This window comes from Pseudogemmobacter sp. TB195 (assembly GCF_058313095.1).
This window is the reverse complement of the sequence record NZ_JBZEGG010000012.1, coordinates 136,967-152,738: the sequence shown is the minus strand read 5'-3', so window position 1 is coordinate 152,738 and position 15,772 is coordinate 136,967. Positions and strand designations below refer to the sequence as shown.

Genomic DNA, 15,772 nt, shown 5'->3' with positions numbered 1-15,772 from the left:
GCTCCACCGCTCACATCCCCCGCGCGCGCCGGTCAAGCATCTCTTGCGTCACCAGGACCACACCGCCTTCACTGCGGCGGAACCAGCGCGCGTCCTCCTCGGGATCATGCCCCACGATCAACCCCTCCGGGATCATCACCCCGGAATCAATCACGCAATTTCTGAGTTCCGCCTTCCTGCCGATATCCACCCTCGGAAGTGCAACCACATGTTCCAGCACCGAAAAACTATGCGCCCGGCAGCCGGTGAACAGCAGAGAATTCCTGACCTCAGACCCCGAGACGATGCAATCCCCTGAAACCAGCGACGAGATTGCCTGACCGCGCCGCCCATCCTCGTCATGGATGAATTTCGCCGGCGGCACGATCTCGGCATAGGTCCAGATCGGCCAGTCCCGGTCATAAAGATCCAGCTTGGGCACGAATTCGGTCAGGTCGATATTGGCCTGCCAATAGGCATCCAGCGTGCCGACATCGCGCCAGTACGGCTCATCTTCGATGCCGGTCGTCACACAGCTGTCGGCAAAGCGATGCGCGATGGCTTTGCCGCCCCTGACAATCGCCGGGATCAGATCATTGCCGAAATCATGGCTGGAATTACTGTCGACCACATCGCGCATCAAAAGATCGCGCAGGAAGGTCCAGTCGAAAACATAGATCCCCATCGAGGCAAGCGCGTGTGCCTCATCCCCGGGGATCCCCGGCGAATCGGCGGGCTTTTCCAGAAAATCGGTGATCCGCATCTGACCATCAACCGCCATCACGCCAAAGGCCGAGGCCTCTTCGCGCGGCACGGTCAGACAGCCAATCGTCACATCGGCACCGGTATCGACATGCTGTTGCAGCATGATCTCGTAATCCATTTTGTAGATGTGATCCCCGGCAAGGATCACCACATACTGCACATTATAGCTGTCGATGATGTCGATATTCTGCGCCACCGCATCGGCGGTGCCGCGATACCAGTTCACCTCATCCATCCGCTGGCTGGCAGGAAGAACGTCAAGATATTCATTGCGCTCGGCGCGGAAAAAACTCCAGCCGCGCTGGACATGCCGGATCAGGCTATGGGCCTTGTATTGTGTGGCGATCGCCATTTTTCGGATGCCGGAATTCAGCGCATTCGACAGCGCGAAATCGATAATCCGCTGCTTGCCGCCAAAATAGACCGCCGGTTTCGCCCGCCGGTCGGTCAGCTCTTTCAGCCGCGATCCCCGCCCCCCTGCAAGCACGAAAGCCATGGCCTGGGCCGACAGTCTCTTGTTCACTCTTGGCTTCATATTCCCCTCCCCGGAAATCGCGGTTTGTCAGACCGGGCCGTTACGCGATCACTCGTTCCAAAAACACAGATGACAGTGGCGGCAGGGTCACCATGGCCGAAACCGGTTCGCCCTGAGCCGGGATTTCCTCAGTGACCACACCGCCGAGATTGCCGCGATCCTGGCCGCCATAGGCCGCCGCATCACTGTTGAGCCTTTCGCGCCAGAAGCCATCGCCGGGCAGGCCCAGCCTGATCTGGCGCCCGACCGGGGTCATGTTACAGACGATCACGACCGGCGCGTCCCCGACATCGCCAAAGCGGGCCCAGGCAAAGACCGATGCCTCCGCCTCATCGGCCAGGAGCCAGCGAAACCCCTCGGGCCGCGTGTCATGGCGGTAAAGCGCCGGCGTGTCGCGATAGAGGAGGTTCAGGTCGCGCAACCAGAGCTGCACGCCGCGATGGGCCGGGATCGCCTCCTGATCCCAGTCAAGACCACGATCATGGTTCCATTCGCGGCCTTGCGCAAAATCCTGGCCCATGAACAACAGTTTTTTGCCCGGATGCCCCCACATGAAGCCGTAAAATGCCCGCAGATTGGCGAATTGTTGTTCACCTTCCCCCGGCATCTTGCCGATCATCGAACCTTTGCCATGCACCACCTCGTCATGGCTGATCGGCAGCACGAAATTTTCGCTGTAAGCATAGCTTGAGGCAAAGGTCATCTTATTGTGGTCATATTTCCGGTAAACCGGGTCGAGCTGCATATAATCCAGGCTGTCATTCATCCAGCCCATGTTCCATTTGAACCCGAAACCGAGGCCGCCCTGATCCACAGCCCGCGAGACGCCGGGGAAACTGGTCGATTCCTCGGCAGCCGTCATCGCCCAGGGGCAATGGGCATAGACGGCGGAGTTCATGGCGCGCAGCATGGCGATGGCCTCGTAATTCTCGCGCCCGCCATCCTTGTTCGGGACCCACTGCCCGGCCTCGCGCGAATAGTCGCGATAGAGCATCGAGGCCACGGCATCGACCCGCAGCCCGTCGGCGCCGTAGACCTCCAGCCAGTAAAGCGCGTTCGAGATCAGGTAGTTAGAGACCTCGGCCCTTCCGTAATTATAGATCAGCGTGTTCCAGTCCTGGTGAAAGCCTTCCTTCGGATCCTGGTGTTCATAAAGTGCGGTGCCGTCGAAATGGCCCAGCCCATGCGGATCGGTCGGGAAATGGCCGGGCACCCAGTCGAGGATCACCCCAATGCCGCGCTTATGCGCGGCGGCGATGAAGGCGCGGAATTCGTCGGGTGTGCCATGGCGCACGGTTGGGGCGAAAAGCCCGATCGGCTGATAGCCCCAGGATCCGTCGAACGGATATTCGGAAACCGGTAAAAGCTCGATATGGGTATAGCCCATCCATTCGACATAACCGAGCAACTGTTCGGAAAGTTCGGCCCAGGACAGGAACCGACCGCCCTCTGCCCGTCGCCAGGACGCGGTATGAACCTCATAGATCGAGATCGGCGCATCGACGGAATTCCGCTTTGCCCGGATCTCAGGCCAGGCGCCCTCTTCATGCGCGCCCGGCAGGCGCCGCAAGACGCTGGCATTCGCCGGCGGATGTTCAGACCCAAACCCTACCGGGTCGGATTTCAGCGGCAGGATCTGGCCGCCCTGGCCCCGGATCTCGTATTTATAGCTTTCGCACTCCTTCAGGCCGGGGATAAAAATCTCCCAGATTCCGGTCTGGCCACGCTGCCGCATCACATGCCGGCGGCCATCCCAGGTGTTGAAAGCGCCCACAACCGAGACCCGCTCGGCCGAGGGCGCCCAGACCGCAAAATGCGCGCCCTCAACGCCCTCATGGGGGATCAGATGGCCGCCAAGCGCCTGCCAGAGCCGCTGATGGCTGCCTTCGCCCAGGAGATATTCGTCAATCTCGCCCAGAACCGGCCCGAAGGCATAGGGGTCGTCATATTCCCAGAACCAGCCCGCTCCCTCGGCCCGCAGGCGATAACCCGACCAGCCCGGCAAGTCGCAGGTGAAGACCCCTGGAACGCCAGGCCAGGCTTTGGCCCGATACTCGCCCCCGGGTGTCACCACGATCAGACGCGCGGCATCGGGCATGAACGCGGTGAGGACCCAGCGGCCCGCATAATCATGCAGCCCGAGAACGGAAAAAGGATCACCGTGACGGCCCTCGGCTATCGCACGGGCATCCACATCATCGGGCAATCCGGCCTCTGTTCCCATCGCTGGGCCTTCCCTTCAACCGGCTTACAATGCCGAAGTCACATTCCACAGATCTTTCATGTAGCCACGGATTGTCCGGTCTGACGAGAAAAATCCACTGCGTGCCGTATTTAAGGCAGCCATGCGGGTCCAGCGCTCCGGGTCAGCAAAGGCCGCATCCACGCGGGATTGCGCCGCGTGATAAGAGGCGAAATCCGACGAGACGAGGAAATAGTCATGGTGCCAGACGCCATGGACGATGCCGTGATAGCGGTCGGGCTGATCGGGCGAGAAACGCCCCTCTGCGATCATCTGCAGCGCGTCCTGCAATTCCTGGCTTGCCTCGATGGCGCGGCGTTCATGGTCCGCCTCTTTGCGCCGTTCGATCACCTCTTCGGCGGTCAGGCCGAAGAGGAAGAAGTTCTCAGCGCCCACCTCCTGCAATATCTCGACATTGGCGCCGTCCAGCGTGCCGATGGTCGGCGCGCCGTTCATCATGAATTTCATATTACCGGTGCCAGAGGCCTCTTTGCCGGCGGTCGAGATCTGTTCCGACAGATCAGCCGCGGGTACCAGCCATTCCGCCATCGAGACATTGTAATTCGGCGGATAGACCACTTTCAGAAGATCACCGGTTTTTGGATCATTATTAATGACTTCTGCGGCGTCATTGATAAGCCGGATGATCTCTTTCGCCACCGCATAGCCTGGGGCGGCCTTGCCGCCGAAGATCTTGACCCGCGGCACGGGATTGGCGATCTGCCCGGTCCGGAGCTTGTTCCAATGCGCGATGGTTTCCAGGATGTTCAGCAGTTGTCGCTTATATTCATGGATCCGCTTCACCTGGACATCGAACATCGCATCCGGCGAGACTTTGATACCGTAAGCCTCGCCGATCCGGTTCGAGACGCGGATCTTGTTCTCACGCTTCGCGGCATGGAAAGCCTCGCGGAACCCGGCGTCTTCGACATGCGGCTCAAGGCCTTTCAGCCGGTCGAGATCATCCTCCCAGCCCTCGCCGATGGTGTCGGTGATCAGGCCGGCCAGCGGGCGGTTGCACATCTTCAGCCAACGGCGCGGCGTTACACCATTGGTTTCATTGATGATCCGCCCCGGATGCAACATGTTCAGCTCGGGGAAGAGGTTTTTTTTCACCAGTTCCGAATGCAGCGCCGATACCCCGTTCACCTTATGCGAGGTGATGAAAGCCAGCTCTCCCATCCGGACTTCGTGGTGCTTCACAATGCCAATATAATGCGGCGGATTATAGGTCTCGCGGTGCCAGGTATCGATACGTTCGACAATCTGCATATGGCGCGGCAGCACATTTCCGAAGGTGAAGGTCGCCCAGCGTTCCAGCGCTTCGGGGAGCAGCGTGTGGTTTGTATAGCCAAGGCAGCCCTGCGCCGTTTCCAGCGCATCGGCGAACTCCATCCCGTGCTCGTCGGTCAAAAGCCGGATCAGCTCTGGCCCCGCAATCGCGGGATGGGTGTCATTCATCTGGATCGCCACATGTTTCGGCAGATCGCGCAGATTGCTGTTTGCAGTAAGGAAGCGGCGGATGATGTCCTGCAGCGCGGCAGAGGTCAGCAGGAATTCCTGCTTCAGCCTGAGTTCCTTGCCCTGATAGGTGGTGTCATCGGGGTAAAGCACGCGCGAAAGCGTGCGCGCCAGGGCCTCGGGCTCGGCGGCGGCGGCGTAGTCGCCGCGGTTGAATCGTTCCAGGTCAAATTGCGTGGTCGGTTTCGCCGCCCAAAGGCGCAGCGTATTGGCCCATTTGCCCTTCCAGCCGATCACCGGCGTATCATGCGCCTCGGCCAGAACCGTCTCACCGGGGATCCAGACCTGTTTGCCGTCTTTCCTGGTGATCTCGCCCTTGAATCCGATCAGATAGGCGCTTTCGGGGCGCGGGAATTCCCAGGGATGGGCCTGGCTCAGCCAGTCTTCCGGCGTCTCGACCTGGCGCCCCCCCTCGAACAGCTGGCGGAAAAGACCGTGTTCATAGCGGATGCCATAGCCGTAAGCCGGGCAGCCCACTGTCGCCATCGATTCAATGAAACATGCCGCAAGCCGCCCGAGCCCGCCATTCCCAAGCGCCGCATCCGGCTCGTTCCCGATCAGCGCGCGCAGATCCATCCCCACCGCCGCCATCGCCTGATCGGCCTTGTCATAAAGCCCGAGATTGGTGATCGCATCTTCCAGCAGCCGCCCGATCAGAAACTCCATCGACAGGTAGCAGACACGCTTATGCCCTGTGGCCCAGGTCTTGCGGGTCGATCTGAACCAGGGCTCAACGATCCGGTCCCTGACCGCATAGGACAGCGCCATCCGCCAGTCATAAAGGCTCGCATTGGCCCCATCTTTGCCCAGGGTGAATGTCAGATGCCGCAAAATGTCGGACGAGAGGTCGCCGGGCAGAAGCTCGCTGAAAGAATGGCTGGAGTCGGTCACCTGGGAACACCTGTCTCGCTAACGGTTACGGCCCATATGAACAGACGGCGCAGTTCAAGCGCAATGCTGCATCTGCATATTGAGCCAGTTCCCTCCGGCTCCGGCGCGGAAAAATGCCTCTGAAAAAGGCATATCTGATCTATGTCATGGCGCGACCCGGGCCCGGGCCCGGAAAACATGGGTATTCGTCATCCAGGAGACCCGGGAATGCATGTGACCACGCGTACGAGCCTCGCTATGAAGACCCTTATGTTTTGTGCCGTGAACCCCGGCCGGATTGTCCGGCGAACCGAAATCGCCCAGGCCTGCAATGCCTCGGAGAACCATCTCGCCCAGGTCATTTATCTGCTGGCGCAACAAGGGTTCCTGAAAACCATTCGGGGGCGTTCGGGCGGTCTGACCCTGGCGCGCCCGCCCGAAGAGGTCACGGTCGGCGACGTGTTTCGCAAATTCGAACGCGTTCTGGCCTTCAGCGATTGCATCGGTCCGCAAAAGGGCGACTGCCCGCTGGCCGGAACCTGCCGGCTGACCTGTGTGCTCAACGGGGCGCTGGATGCGTTTTACGCAAAGCTCGATGCCACGCGGCTCAGTGATCTTGTGGATGGCAATGACGCCCTCGCCCGCCAGTTGCGCGTCGCCTGAAGCAGCACGGCCCAAGCACGGCGCAAGGGGCTTCGCTCAGCCCGCTTTGGCGACCACGCCGATATCGCGCAGCGCCTGATCCAGCGCAAGATTCCGACCGCTGTCGGAATTGCGCGTCTCTTTGCAGACCGCATCAAACCGTTTGCGCAGGGCCTTTTTCTCATCGCCCTTGCAATCATTCCAGGGCCGCCCCTGCAGGCCCATCACGATAACATAATAGCCGATGAAATGCGGTTTGCTGCCTGAAAGCAGCAGGCGGCGATAGCCTTCATCAGCCCCAAGCGTCCGCAATTCGCTGGCGCTGTGAATCCCGGCGCGCGCGAAAGCGGCCTCGGTCGCCGGCCCAAGATTTGGAATCGACGAGACGGCGTCCCCGACGGCGCCCTGTTCAGGACCGGACTGTTCAGGCTCTGGCTGTGTCATGGTGCAAGTTTCGCAGCCCCGACGGCGGGCTGCAAGCCCCGCCTCTGATCCCGGCCAGGCTCAAACCGCTCTGCCCGAACCGCGCGCCCGGAATACACACGGTGGCAACGCATTTGTGAAACGCAAAAAGGCCGGCCCCCGGGGCCGACCCTGAACTCTGTTCCGGCGTTGCGACCAAAGGTCATCCCACCGATCATCCGGATGGGGTCAGATCGAGGCCCAGTCCGTGAATATCGTTTTCCCGCCCTGCTGCTGCGGGCTGCTGCCCTGCTGCTGCTGCTGGGGTGCGGGGGATTGGCTTCCACCCTGCTGAGGTTGTTGTTTCGTCGCCATTCTTCTGCTCCACGAGGTACAAAGCAGCGAGGCTGCTCTGATGCCTCATTTGCGCTTTCGCGAAACACGATACAAGTGGGTGATTCGGCACCAATCCCTCGTAAATGTTCACATGTGCGGCATTCGCAACAGTCAGCGCGCCGAAAGCGGGCGAAATGCCGCGAATGCTCGCGGCTGGTACATCCTTAATGGCGCCAACCGGGTCAGACCGGCCTCAGGCGAGCACTGTCGCCGGAAAGCCCGCCTCATCCAGCGCCGCCACCGCCGCACCGGCATCCGCGCCCGCAACCGTCACCTCGCGCAGGGCCAGATCAACCACAACGCTTTGCGCAATCGGCTTCAGCGCAGCCTCCACCGAGGCTTTGCAATGGCCGCAATTCATATCGGGAACCGAAAGTCTGATCATGGGGATCTCCTGTCTTTCACGGTGATATGCGCCTTCCGGCAGGGGTAAGGTCAAGCCCCGGGATGGCACAAACCGGCCATGCAAAAGCCGCATGACATTTTCCTGGCCAGGGGCCTTGACCTTCCCGTGACAGGAAGCCTCATATGTCTTACCCGAAAGGGATCAATCCATGACCAGTACTCTGACACCCCCGCGCCATACCGAAGCCGACGCGACCCGTCTCGCGCGCCTGCAGCTGGAGGGCATGACCTGCGCCTCCTGTACAGGCCGGGTCGAGCGCGCGCTGAAAGCCGTGCCTGGCGTCGAAGAGGCCAGCGCCAATTTCGCCACCGGCGAGGCGCAGGTGCGCTATCACGCCCCGGCCGATCCCGAAGCCCTTGCCGCCAGCGTCGCGAAAATCGGCTATCCGGTCAAACCTGTGACGGTCGAGCTTTCGGTCGAGGGCATGACCTGCGCCTCCTGCACCGGCCGTGTAGAGCGGGTGCTGAAGGCGCAGCCTGGCGTGATCTCGGCCACAGCCAATCTGGCGACACGGCGCGCGACGGTCGCGCTTTGGCAGGCAACCGACCCGGCCGCCCTTGCGCGCGCAGTCACGAAATCGGGCTATAAAACGGTGCCACTGGAAACGGCGGCCCCGGCGGATCCGGGACGGGACGAACGGATCCTGTGGCGCGATACGCTGATTGCGGTGGGACTCACCCTGCCCGTCTTTGTGACCGAGATGGGCGGCCATCTGATTCCATCCTTCCACCATTGGCTGCAAATAGCCTTTGGCACGACCTCGATCTGGCTGATGCAATTCGTGCTGGCGAGCCTTGTGCTGGCCTTCCCCGGCAGACGGTTTTTCGTCAAAGGCATCCCGGCGCTGTTGCGGGCGGCCCCCGATATGAACAGCCTCGTGGCGCTTGGCACCCTGGCGGCCTGGTCCTATTCGGTGCTGGTTCTGGCCCTGCCCGGGCTGTTTCCCGAAAGCGCCCGCGCCGTCTATTTTGAGGCCGCCGCCGTGATCGTGGCGCTGATCCTTGCCGGACGCGCGATGGAGGCGCGGGCACGTGGTCGTGCCGGTGCCGCGATTGCCGGCCTGATCGGCCTGCAACCAAAGACGGCGCGGCTTGAAGACGGAACCGATATTGCGGTCGCGGATCTCACCCCCGGGATGCGGGTTGCGCTGCGCGCTGGCGAACGGGTGCCGGTTGACGGGCGGGTGATCTCGGGCATGTCTGCGGTGGATGAAAGCATGCTCACCGGCGAGCCGCTGCCGGTGGCCAAAATGGCAGACGACCGTGTGACCGGCGGCACCGTCAACGGCAATGGTGCGCTGGTGATCGAGGTCTCAGCGGTGGGGGCAGATACGGTGCTGGCCCGTATCACCGCCATGGTCGAGGAAGCCCAGGGTTCGAAACTGCCGGTCGAGGCGCTGATCGACCGCGTGACCATGTGGTTCGTGCCGGCGGTGCTGGTGGTGGCGGCGATGACGGTTGGTCTTTGGCTTGCGCTGACCGGCGATGTGGCCCGGGCGCTGGTGGCGGGTGTTTCGGTCCTTATCATCGCCTGCCCCTGTGCGATGGGCCTCGCAACCCCGGTTTCGATCCTGGTCGGCACGGGTCGTGCGGCGCAGATGGGCGTGTTGTTCCGGCGTGGCGAGGCGCTGCAACGGCTTTCCGATCAAAGCCGGATCAGCTTTGACAAGACCGGGACGCTGACCGAAGGCCGCCCGCGTGTCGTCGGGATCGAGGGCGACGCGACCCTCCTGCCCCTCGCGGCGGCGGTCGAGCGCGGCTCGGAACATCCCCTGGCCAGTGCGATCCTCGCCGCCGCCGGCGCCGCCACTCCGGAAGCGCGCGACTTCTCCACCCGCCCCGGCTACGGCGCCGAGGCGCTTGTCGGGGACAGCCGCATCGCCGTCGGTGCCGCACGGATGTTCGACCATATCCCCGAGGCGCTGTTGGCCAGTGCCGACGCGGCCGCCGCACGCGGCGAAAGCCTGGTCTTTGTCGCAAAAGACGGCGCGGTGGCCGGTCTGATCCGGGTGGCGGATCAGCTGAAACCCAGCTCGGCCCGCGCCATCGCAGCGCTGAAAGAGATGGGCGTGACGCCTGCGATGATCTCGGGCGATACCGAAGCGGCCGCGCGCCATGTCGCCGTCCGGCTCGGCATCGAAGAGGTCCATGCCGGCGTATTGCCGGAAGGCAAGCAAGAGATCGTCAGCCGGATCGGCGGCGCTTTTGTCGGCGACGGCATCAATGACGCGCCGGCGCTGGCGGCGGCCGGGGTCGGGATCTCGATGGGATCGGGCAGCGATGTGGCGATCGAGGCGGGCGATGTCGTGCTGATGCGGGGCGATCCGCTGGCGGTGGCCTCGGCGCTAAGGCTCAGCCGCGCGGTGATGAAGAATATCCGCGAGAACCTGATCTGGGCTTTCGGGTACAATACCGCGCTGATCCCGGTGGCGGCGGGGGTGCTGGTGCCCTTCGGCGGCCCGCAGCTTTCGCCGATGCTCGCGGCGGGGGCAATGGCTCTGTCGTCGGTCTTTGTTTTGACCAATGCGCTGCGGCTGCGCTTTGTGAGGGCTGTGGAATGAACATCAAAGACGTGGCCGCGCGCGCCGGCCTGCCCGCAAAAACCATCCGCTATTACGAGGAAATTGGCCTGATCCGCCCCTTGCGCGCCGCCAATGGCTATCGTGCGTTTCGCGAAAGCGACCTGCACAAGCTCGCCTTTTTGGGCCGCGCCCGCTCGCTTGGTTTCACGATCGGGGAATGCCGGGCGCTGATGGCGCTTTATGAGGATCAGTCGAGGGCGAGCGCCGATGTAAAAGCGCTGGCGCAAAGCCATCTCACCCAGATCGCCGCCAAGATCGAAGAACTGAAGGCGATGCAGGCAACGCTTACAGACCTTGTCAGCGCCTGCGCCGGCGATCACCGGCCCGATTGTCCGATCCTCGCAGGCCTCGCCTCAGACAGGTCATCCGGCAAAGACTGTGGCGCCTGAGCAAAAAAGGCGCGCCCCTGAACCAGAGGCGCGCTCAAATTCCTGAGCAGGAATTTGTGCCGAAATCTTAATTAAGATTTCGGCTCCTGTTCCACCGGCGGCTCAGCCGACCAGTTCAAGACCCGAGAAGAAGAAGGCGATCTCACGGGCAGCCGATTCCGGGCTGTCCGAGCCGTGAACCGAATTCTCGCCTTTCGACAGCGCGAATTCCTTGCGGATGGTGCCGTCAGCCGCAGCGGCCGGATCGGTTGCGCCCATGACTTCGCGGTTCTTCGCAATCGCGCCTTCGCCTTCCAGCACCTGCAGAACCACCGGCTCCGAGATCATGAAGGAGACGAGTTCGCCATAGAAGGGGCGCTCACGGTGCTCGCCGTAAAATTCGCCAGCCTGGGCGGCGGTCAGCTGCACGCGTTTCGACGCCACGACGCGCAGGCCGGCCTCTTCGAATTTCGCGACGATCTTGCCGGTGAGGTTGCGTTTGGTGGCATCGGGTTTGATGATCGAGAAGGTGCGCTCAAGGGCCATGGGGCTCTCCAAATTCTGGGGGGCCATAGATGCGGCCCGTGTGTGGGCGCGCTGCTAGCATGGGAATGTATCAAAGGAAAGTGGCGCTCATGCTCCGGTAAAGCGCGCCGGGCGTTTTTCCTGAAACACCGCCACCCCGTCGCGGACATCCGCGCTCTGGCCCGGATTGCCCTGCAGCCGCGTCTTGTCCTCCGGCACCGCCGAAAGATCAGTCAGGAAACTAGCCCGGAGCGCCTGTTTCGCGGCATGGCAGGCCCAGGTCAGGCGGTTGGCGAGATGTGCCGCCTGCGCCGCCGCATAGCCGTGAAACTGACATCCGGCACCGCCTCCCCGATCATGCCCCGGTCACCCGACTGGCGCGCGGTGATCCTTTCGGGGCACAGCGCCGCTCCCATCGCAGGGGCAGGCCCGATCTGCCCCGGCAGCCTATGGGTGGCACTTGCAAAGGCGCGTCGATGGTTCTGCGCAGAAGCGGCGCGATGACACGGGCCTCTTGCGCCTCATCTTCGATGAAAGAAGTCACCCTGGGTAGATTGAGCATGAGTGTCGCTCACCGCTTCAGATGCTGCGACCGGTCGAAGGAGCACCTTTGCGGCAATCTGCGAGACGCGCAAGCCGAAGTCAGGGCCAGGCAAAAAATGAACGGGACTCAGCGTCAGTCCTTCAAAATCTCGGCCAGGCGCGCCTCCTCTTCGGCGCTCAGCGGCACTGGCGGACCGGGCGGCGCAGCCTGGCGGTGGCGGCGCGTCAGCCAGATCCCGCCCCCCGCAGCCAGCAGCGCCACCGGCCCCGACAGCCACAGAACCCAGTTCCAGCCTGAGGCGCGCGGCTTGAACAGCACGAATTCGCCATAGCGCTCCACCACGAAGTCGATGACCTCGTCATTGCTGTCGCCCGCCAGCAGGCGTTCGCGGATGATCAGCCGCAGATCGCGGCTGATCGGCGCCGTGGAATCGTCAATGGTCTCGCCCTGGCAGACCGGGCAGCGGATCTCGCGGCTGATCATGCGGGCCCGGGTTTCAAGCCCCGGATCCTGGAGGATCTCATCGGGCTGTACTGCCAGAACCGGCCCTGCCAGGAGCAGCAGCACCGCGATGAAAAACGCCCGAAGCCTCATTCCGCTGGCACCTTTGCGGCTTTGGGCGCGGTCTTCGCCCCGCTCGCGGCCACCCGGTAACGCCGGTCGGTCAGGCTGATCAGACCGCCAAATGCCATCATCAGGCACCCGCCCCAAAGCCAGTTGGCAAAGGGCTCGATATAGGCGCGGACTGCCCAGCCGCCACTCTCCTGCGGGTCGCCGATCACCAGGTAGATGTCGCGCAACCAGCCATAATCTATCCCGGCTTCGGTCGTCGGCATCCCCTGCACCGGATAGGCCCGTTTTTCCGGGTAAAGCACCACAACCCGCGCGCCACCCCGCGTCACCACCATCTCGGCCATGGTCGAGATGTAATTCGGGCCGCGCACCTCGCGCACATCTGCCAGCTGCACATCATAAGGGCCAAGGCGGAAGCTCTCGCCTTCTTTGACGACGCTGATCTCCTCGACCTTCCAGGCCAGCATGGCCGAGACGGCGAAAATCGTGACCCCCATTCCGGCATGGGCCACTACCTTGCCCCATTCGGCGCGCGGAAGCCGCAGCAGGCGGCCAAGCCGGTCACCGCCACGCCCGCTGCGCCCCCAAAGATCGGTCAGCGCGCCAAAGACCACCCAGGAACCAAGCATCACGCCCAGAGGCCCGAGCGCCGAGCGCCCGGTCTGCACCGCCCAGACGAGCCCCAGCACCGCCAGCGCCAGCATCAGAAGCGGGAGCCGCGCCCGAAACCGCGCGGGGATCTGTTTCCAGACAGTGGCAAGCCCCGCGCCCGCCCCCACCAGCGCCACAGCCGCGATCATCCCCTGGCCCGCCAGCAGGGCAAGCGAGAGCACCGCGACCCCGGCCGCCGCCAGCGCCGCCGGCCCAAGATCGGCCATGACCCGGCCGGGATCGCCACGCTTCCAGGCCAGCATGGCGCCAAAGGGCAGGATCAGCGCCAGTGCCACAAAGAACGGCGTGAATGCGGCATTGAAGAACGGCTCGCCCACCGACATCACGCGGCCCAGCACCAGTTCGGCGAATAGCGGCCACATGGTGCCGACAAAGACCACGAAAGCCGCCACCGCGAGCAGGATATTATTCGCCACCAGCGCGCTTTCGCGCGAGACGAGACCGAATATCCCCTTCGCCTCCATCGTGCCCGCGCGCGCGGCGAACAGCACCAGGCCGCCGCCGGTGAAAAAGCCAAGAATCGCAAGGATGAACACGCCGCGCTCGGGGTCCGAGGCAAAGCTGTGCACACTGGTGATCACACCGGAGCGCACGATGAAAGTGCCGATCAGCGAGAAGCCGAAGGCGAGGATCGCCAGAAGAATGGTCCAGGCTTTCAGGCTCTCGCGTTTTTCGACCACGATGGCGGAATGCAACAGCGCGGCGGCGAGGAGCCAGGGCATGAAACTGGCATTCTCGACCGGATCCCAGAACCAGAACCCGCCCCAGCCCAGCTCGTAATAGGCCCACCAGGACCCAAGCGCGATGCCGATGGTCAGGAAGATCCAGGCGGCCAGCGTCCAGGGCCGGACCCACCGCGCCCAGGCCGCATCGACCCTGCCCCCGATCAGCGCCGCAATGGCAAAGCTGAAAGACATCGAAAGCCCGACATAGCCGAGATACAGAAACGGCGGATGGAAGGCGAGGCCGGGATCCTGGAGCAACGGGTTCAGATCGCGCCCGTCCATCGGCGCCTCGACCATCCTGAGAAACGGGTTCGAGGTCAGGATCATGAAGGCAAGAAACGCCACCCCGATCGAGCCCTGGACCCCGATGACACGGGCACGCAGCCGCTCGGGCAGTCCGGCGCCAAACCAGGCCGCAGAGGCCCCGAACAGCGCGAGGATCAGTGTCCACAAAAGCAGCGAGCCCTCATGATTCCCCCAGGTGCCCGAGACCTTGTAAAGCATCGGCTTCAGCGAATGCGAATTCGACACCACCAGCGCCACCGAGAAATCCGAGGTGACAAAGGCGTGGATCAGCACCGCAAAGGCAAAGCCGACCAGGGCGAATTGCACCACCGCCGCAGGCCCGGCCAGCGCCATGAGCATATGATTGCCCCGATGCGCCCCCCAAAGCGGCAGAATGGTCTGTATCAGCGCCACCATCAGCGCCAGGATCAGGGCAAAATGCCCCAGCTCGATCAACATCTGGCTGTCTCCCTATCACGGGTATCTTAGCTGTCCCTGCGCGCGTCTCCAATGCCTGGTTGTACCACCTTACTGCGCTTATCGGTCGCGCCCCGGCTGGAATGAGGCCGCAGGAGGTGCCAGGATGGCGCAAACTCACCGGAGGCCACATGACCCGCATCATTCTTATCGGAGCCCCGGTCGATTCGGGCCAACGCCGGCCGGGTTGCCTGATGGGCCCGCCGGCTTACCGTGTGGCGGGGCTTGCGCGCGCGATTGCCTCAGAGGGTCATGAGGTCGAAGATCGCGGCGATGTCACGGCCACCCCTCTGGCTGCGGTGCCCTGTGCCAATCCTGCCGTGGATCAGATGACCGAGACCGTCGGCTGGACCATGGCGCTCAAGGTCGCCGTGGAAGACGCGCTGAAGGATGGCGGCCTTCCGGTGATCATGGGGGGCGATCATTCCCTGGCGCTTGGCTCGGTCGCCGGAGCGGCCGCCTGGGCCGCAGCGCAGGCGCGGCCGCTCTTTCTCCTCTGGCTGGATGCACATTCGGATTTCCACACGCCGCTGACCACAACCAGCGGCAATCTGCATGGCACACCGCTGGCCTATATCAACGGGCGCGATGGCTTTGATGGCTTTCCGCCCTTCCCCGCGCCAGTGCCCGCCGAGCGGATCTGCATGTTCGGCATCCGCTCGGTCGATCAGGCGGAACATGCGGCGATGCAGGAGCGCGCCATTCAGATCAACGATATGCGGGTGATCGACGAGCGCGGCATCGTGGCGCCCCTGCGGGAATTTCTCGACCATGTGCGCGCTGTGAACGGAATGCTGCATGTCAGCCTTGATGTCGACTTCCTCGACCCCGCCATCGCGCCGGCTGTCGGCACGACCGTGCCCGGCGGCACAACCTTCCGCGAGGCGCATCTGGTGATGGAGCTGTTGCATGAATCGGCGCTGGTGACCTCGCTTGATCTCGTGGAACTGAACCCTTTCCTCGATGATCGTGGCATGACCACGCGGCTGATGGTAGATCTGGTCGGCTCGCTGATGGGCAGGAAAGTGTTCGACAGACCTACGCGCAACAAGTGAGCTGAGCCGCAATGGGGGCCTGCCCCAGTCCTCGCTTTGCGAGGACTCCGCCGGGATATTTAACGACAGAAAATGGGAAAATCTTACTTTGTGTCGATAAATATTCCCGAAAGAGAGAGCAGAAGATTGCACGTAATGATTTGAGATAACTTGACTATTATCCAGGAACACTACTTGCTCAGCTGCAGGTTTATGCGTCAGCTGAAACA

13 protein-coding genes are annotated in these 15,772 nt (G+C 62.9%); 4 read left to right on the top strand and 9 right to left on the bottom strand.

Annotated features, from left to right (window positions below; all coding sequences use genetic code 11):
* Positions 1-10: 10 nt before the first annotated feature.
* The 3 genes from glgC to AC4FS3_RS14010 are packed head-to-tail and all read right to left on the bottom strand — an operon-like array spanning position 11 to position 5,933.
* A complete protein-coding gene (gene glgC / locus AC4FS3_RS14020) occupies positions 11-1,279 on the bottom strand; it encodes a glucose-1-phosphate adenylyltransferase (RefSeq protein ID WP_491021079.1) in 1,269 nt (422 codons plus the stop codon).
* Positions 1,280-1,319: 40 nt separating this feature from the next.
* Positions 1,320-3,503: a 1,4-alpha-glucan branching protein GlgB gene (glgB, locus tag AC4FS3_RS14015; RefSeq protein ID WP_491021078.1), complete on the bottom strand. Its 2,184-nt coding sequence runs from the start codon at positions 3,501-3,503 to the stop codon at positions 1,320-1,322.
* A gap of 24 nt (positions 3,504-3,527) precedes the next feature.
* Positions 3,528-5,933, bottom strand: a complete 2,406-nt coding sequence (locus tag AC4FS3_RS14010) for a glycogen/starch/alpha-glucan phosphorylase (RefSeq protein ID WP_491021077.1) — start codon at positions 5,931-5,933, stop codon at positions 3,528-3,530.
* A gap of 207 nt (positions 5,934-6,140) precedes the next feature.
* Between AC4FS3_RS14010 and AC4FS3_RS14005 the strand changes: the two genes are divergently transcribed.
* The gene (locus AC4FS3_RS14005) at positions 6,141-6,575 is read left to right on the top strand and encodes an RrF2 family transcriptional regulator (RefSeq protein ID WP_491021076.1); all 435 of its coding nucleotides are present in this window, start codon (positions 6,141-6,143) and stop codon (positions 6,573-6,575) included.
* 36 nt (positions 6,576-6,611) lie between these two features.
* On the opposite strand, the gene AC4FS3_RS14000 is transcribed toward AC4FS3_RS14005, so the two are convergent.
* The 3 genes from AC4FS3_RS14000 to AC4FS3_RS13990 all read right to left on the bottom strand — a co-directional run bounded on the left by AC4FS3_RS14000 (position 6,612) and on the right by AC4FS3_RS13990 (position 7,737).
* Positions 6,612-6,998, bottom strand: a complete 387-nt coding sequence (locus tag AC4FS3_RS14000; protein WP_491021075.1) for a TfoX/Sxy family protein — start codon at positions 6,996-6,998, stop codon at positions 6,612-6,614.
* 207 nt (positions 6,999-7,205) lie between these two features.
* On the bottom strand, positions 7,206-7,331 hold the full coding sequence (locus AC4FS3_RS13995; protein WP_491021074.1) for a hypothetical protein: 126 nt from the start codon (positions 7,329-7,331) through the stop codon (positions 7,206-7,208).
* A 214-nt stretch (positions 7,332-7,545) separates the two neighbouring features.
* A complete protein-coding gene (locus AC4FS3_RS13990; RefSeq protein WP_491021073.1) occupies positions 7,546-7,737 on the bottom strand; it encodes a heavy-metal-associated domain-containing protein in 192 nt (63 codons plus the stop codon).
* Between the two features lie 169 nt (positions 7,738-7,906).
* Here AC4FS3_RS13990 and AC4FS3_RS13985 point away from each other — a divergent pair, with 169 nt between their 5' ends.
* Both AC4FS3_RS13985 and cueR read left to right on the top strand, forming a co-directional pair.
* Positions 7,907-10,318 carry a heavy metal translocating P-type ATPase gene (locus AC4FS3_RS13985; protein ID WP_491021072.1) on the top strand — a complete coding sequence of 804 codons (2,412 nt, stop codon included), beginning with the start codon at positions 7,907-7,909 and terminating at the stop codon, positions 10,316-10,318.
* Positions 10,315-10,728 carry a Cu(I)-responsive transcriptional regulator gene (gene cueR, locus AC4FS3_RS13980; protein ID WP_491021071.1) on the top strand — a complete coding sequence of 138 codons (414 nt, stop codon included), beginning with the start codon at positions 10,315-10,317 and terminating at the stop codon, positions 10,726-10,728. Before AC4FS3_RS13985 ends, cueR begins: the two co-directional genes overlap by 4 nt.
* Positions 10,729-10,830: 102 nt before the next feature.
* On the opposite strand, the gene ndk is transcribed toward cueR, so the two are convergent.
* The 3 genes from ndk to AC4FS3_RS13965 all read right to left on the bottom strand — a co-directional run bounded on the left by ndk (position 10,831) and on the right by AC4FS3_RS13965 (position 14,490).
* Positions 10,831-11,253: a nucleoside-diphosphate kinase gene (ndk, locus tag AC4FS3_RS13975; RefSeq protein WP_112309394.1), complete on the bottom strand. Its 423-nt coding sequence runs from the start codon at positions 11,251-11,253 to the stop codon at positions 10,831-10,833.
* Between the two features lie 655 nt (positions 11,254-11,908).
* The gene (locus tag AC4FS3_RS13970; protein WP_491021070.1) at positions 11,909-12,370 is read right to left on the bottom strand and encodes a cytochrome c-type biogenesis protein; all 462 of its coding nucleotides are present in this window, start codon (positions 12,368-12,370) and stop codon (positions 11,909-11,911) included.
* A complete protein-coding gene (locus AC4FS3_RS13965; protein WP_491021069.1) occupies positions 12,367-14,490 on the bottom strand; it encodes a heme lyase CcmF/NrfE family subunit in 2,124 nt (707 codons plus the stop codon). Before AC4FS3_RS13965 ends, AC4FS3_RS13970 begins: the two co-directional genes overlap by 4 nt.
* A gap of 149 nt (positions 14,491-14,639) precedes the next feature.
* Between AC4FS3_RS13965 and rocF the strand changes: the two genes are divergently transcribed.
* A complete protein-coding gene (gene rocF / locus AC4FS3_RS13960; protein WP_491021068.1) occupies positions 14,640-15,563 on the top strand; it encodes an arginase in 924 nt (307 codons plus the stop codon).
* Positions 15,564-15,772: the final 209 nt, after the last annotated feature.

Coding starts and splice junctions, on each gene's coding strand:
- glgC (WP_491021079.1), bottom strand. CDS start 1,279: ATGAAGCCAAGAGTGAACAAGAGACTGTCGGCCCAGGCCATGGCTTTC.
- glgB (WP_491021078.1), bottom strand. CDS start 3,503: ATGGGAACAGAGGCCGGATTGCCCGATGATGTGGATGCCCGTGCGATA.
- AC4FS3_RS14005 (WP_491021076.1), top strand. CDS start 6,141: ATGCATGTGACCACGCGTACGAGCCTCGCTATGAAGACCCTTATGTTT.
- AC4FS3_RS14000 (WP_491021075.1), bottom strand. CDS start 6,998: ATGACACAGCCAGAGCCTGAACAGTCCGGTCCTGAACAGGGCGCCGTC.
- AC4FS3_RS13995 (WP_491021074.1), bottom strand. CDS start 7,331: ATGGCGACGAAACAACAACCTCAGCAGGGTGGAAGCCAATCCCCCGCA.
- AC4FS3_RS13990 (WP_491021073.1), bottom strand. CDS start 7,737: ATGATCAGACTTTCGGTTCCCGATATGAATTGCGGCCATTGCAAAGCC.
- AC4FS3_RS13985 (WP_491021072.1), top strand. CDS start 7,907: ATGACCAGTACTCTGACACCCCCGCGCCATACCGAAGCCGACGCGACC.
- cueR (WP_491021071.1), top strand. CDS start 10,315: ATGAACATCAAAGACGTGGCCGCGCGCGCCGGCCTGCCCGCAAAAACC.
- ndk (WP_112309394.1), bottom strand. CDS start 11,253: ATGGCCCTTGAGCGCACCTTCTCGATCATCAAACCCGATGCCACCAAA.
- AC4FS3_RS13970 (WP_491021070.1), bottom strand. CDS start 12,370: ATGAGGCTTCGGGCGTTTTTCATCGCGGTGCTGCTGCTCCTGGCAGGG.
- AC4FS3_RS13965 (WP_491021069.1), bottom strand. CDS start 14,490: ATGTTGATCGAGCTGGGGCATTTTGCCCTGATCCTGGCGCTGATGGTG.
- rocF (WP_491021068.1), top strand. CDS start 14,640: ATGACCCGCATCATTCTTATCGGAGCCCCGGTCGATTCGGGCCAACGC.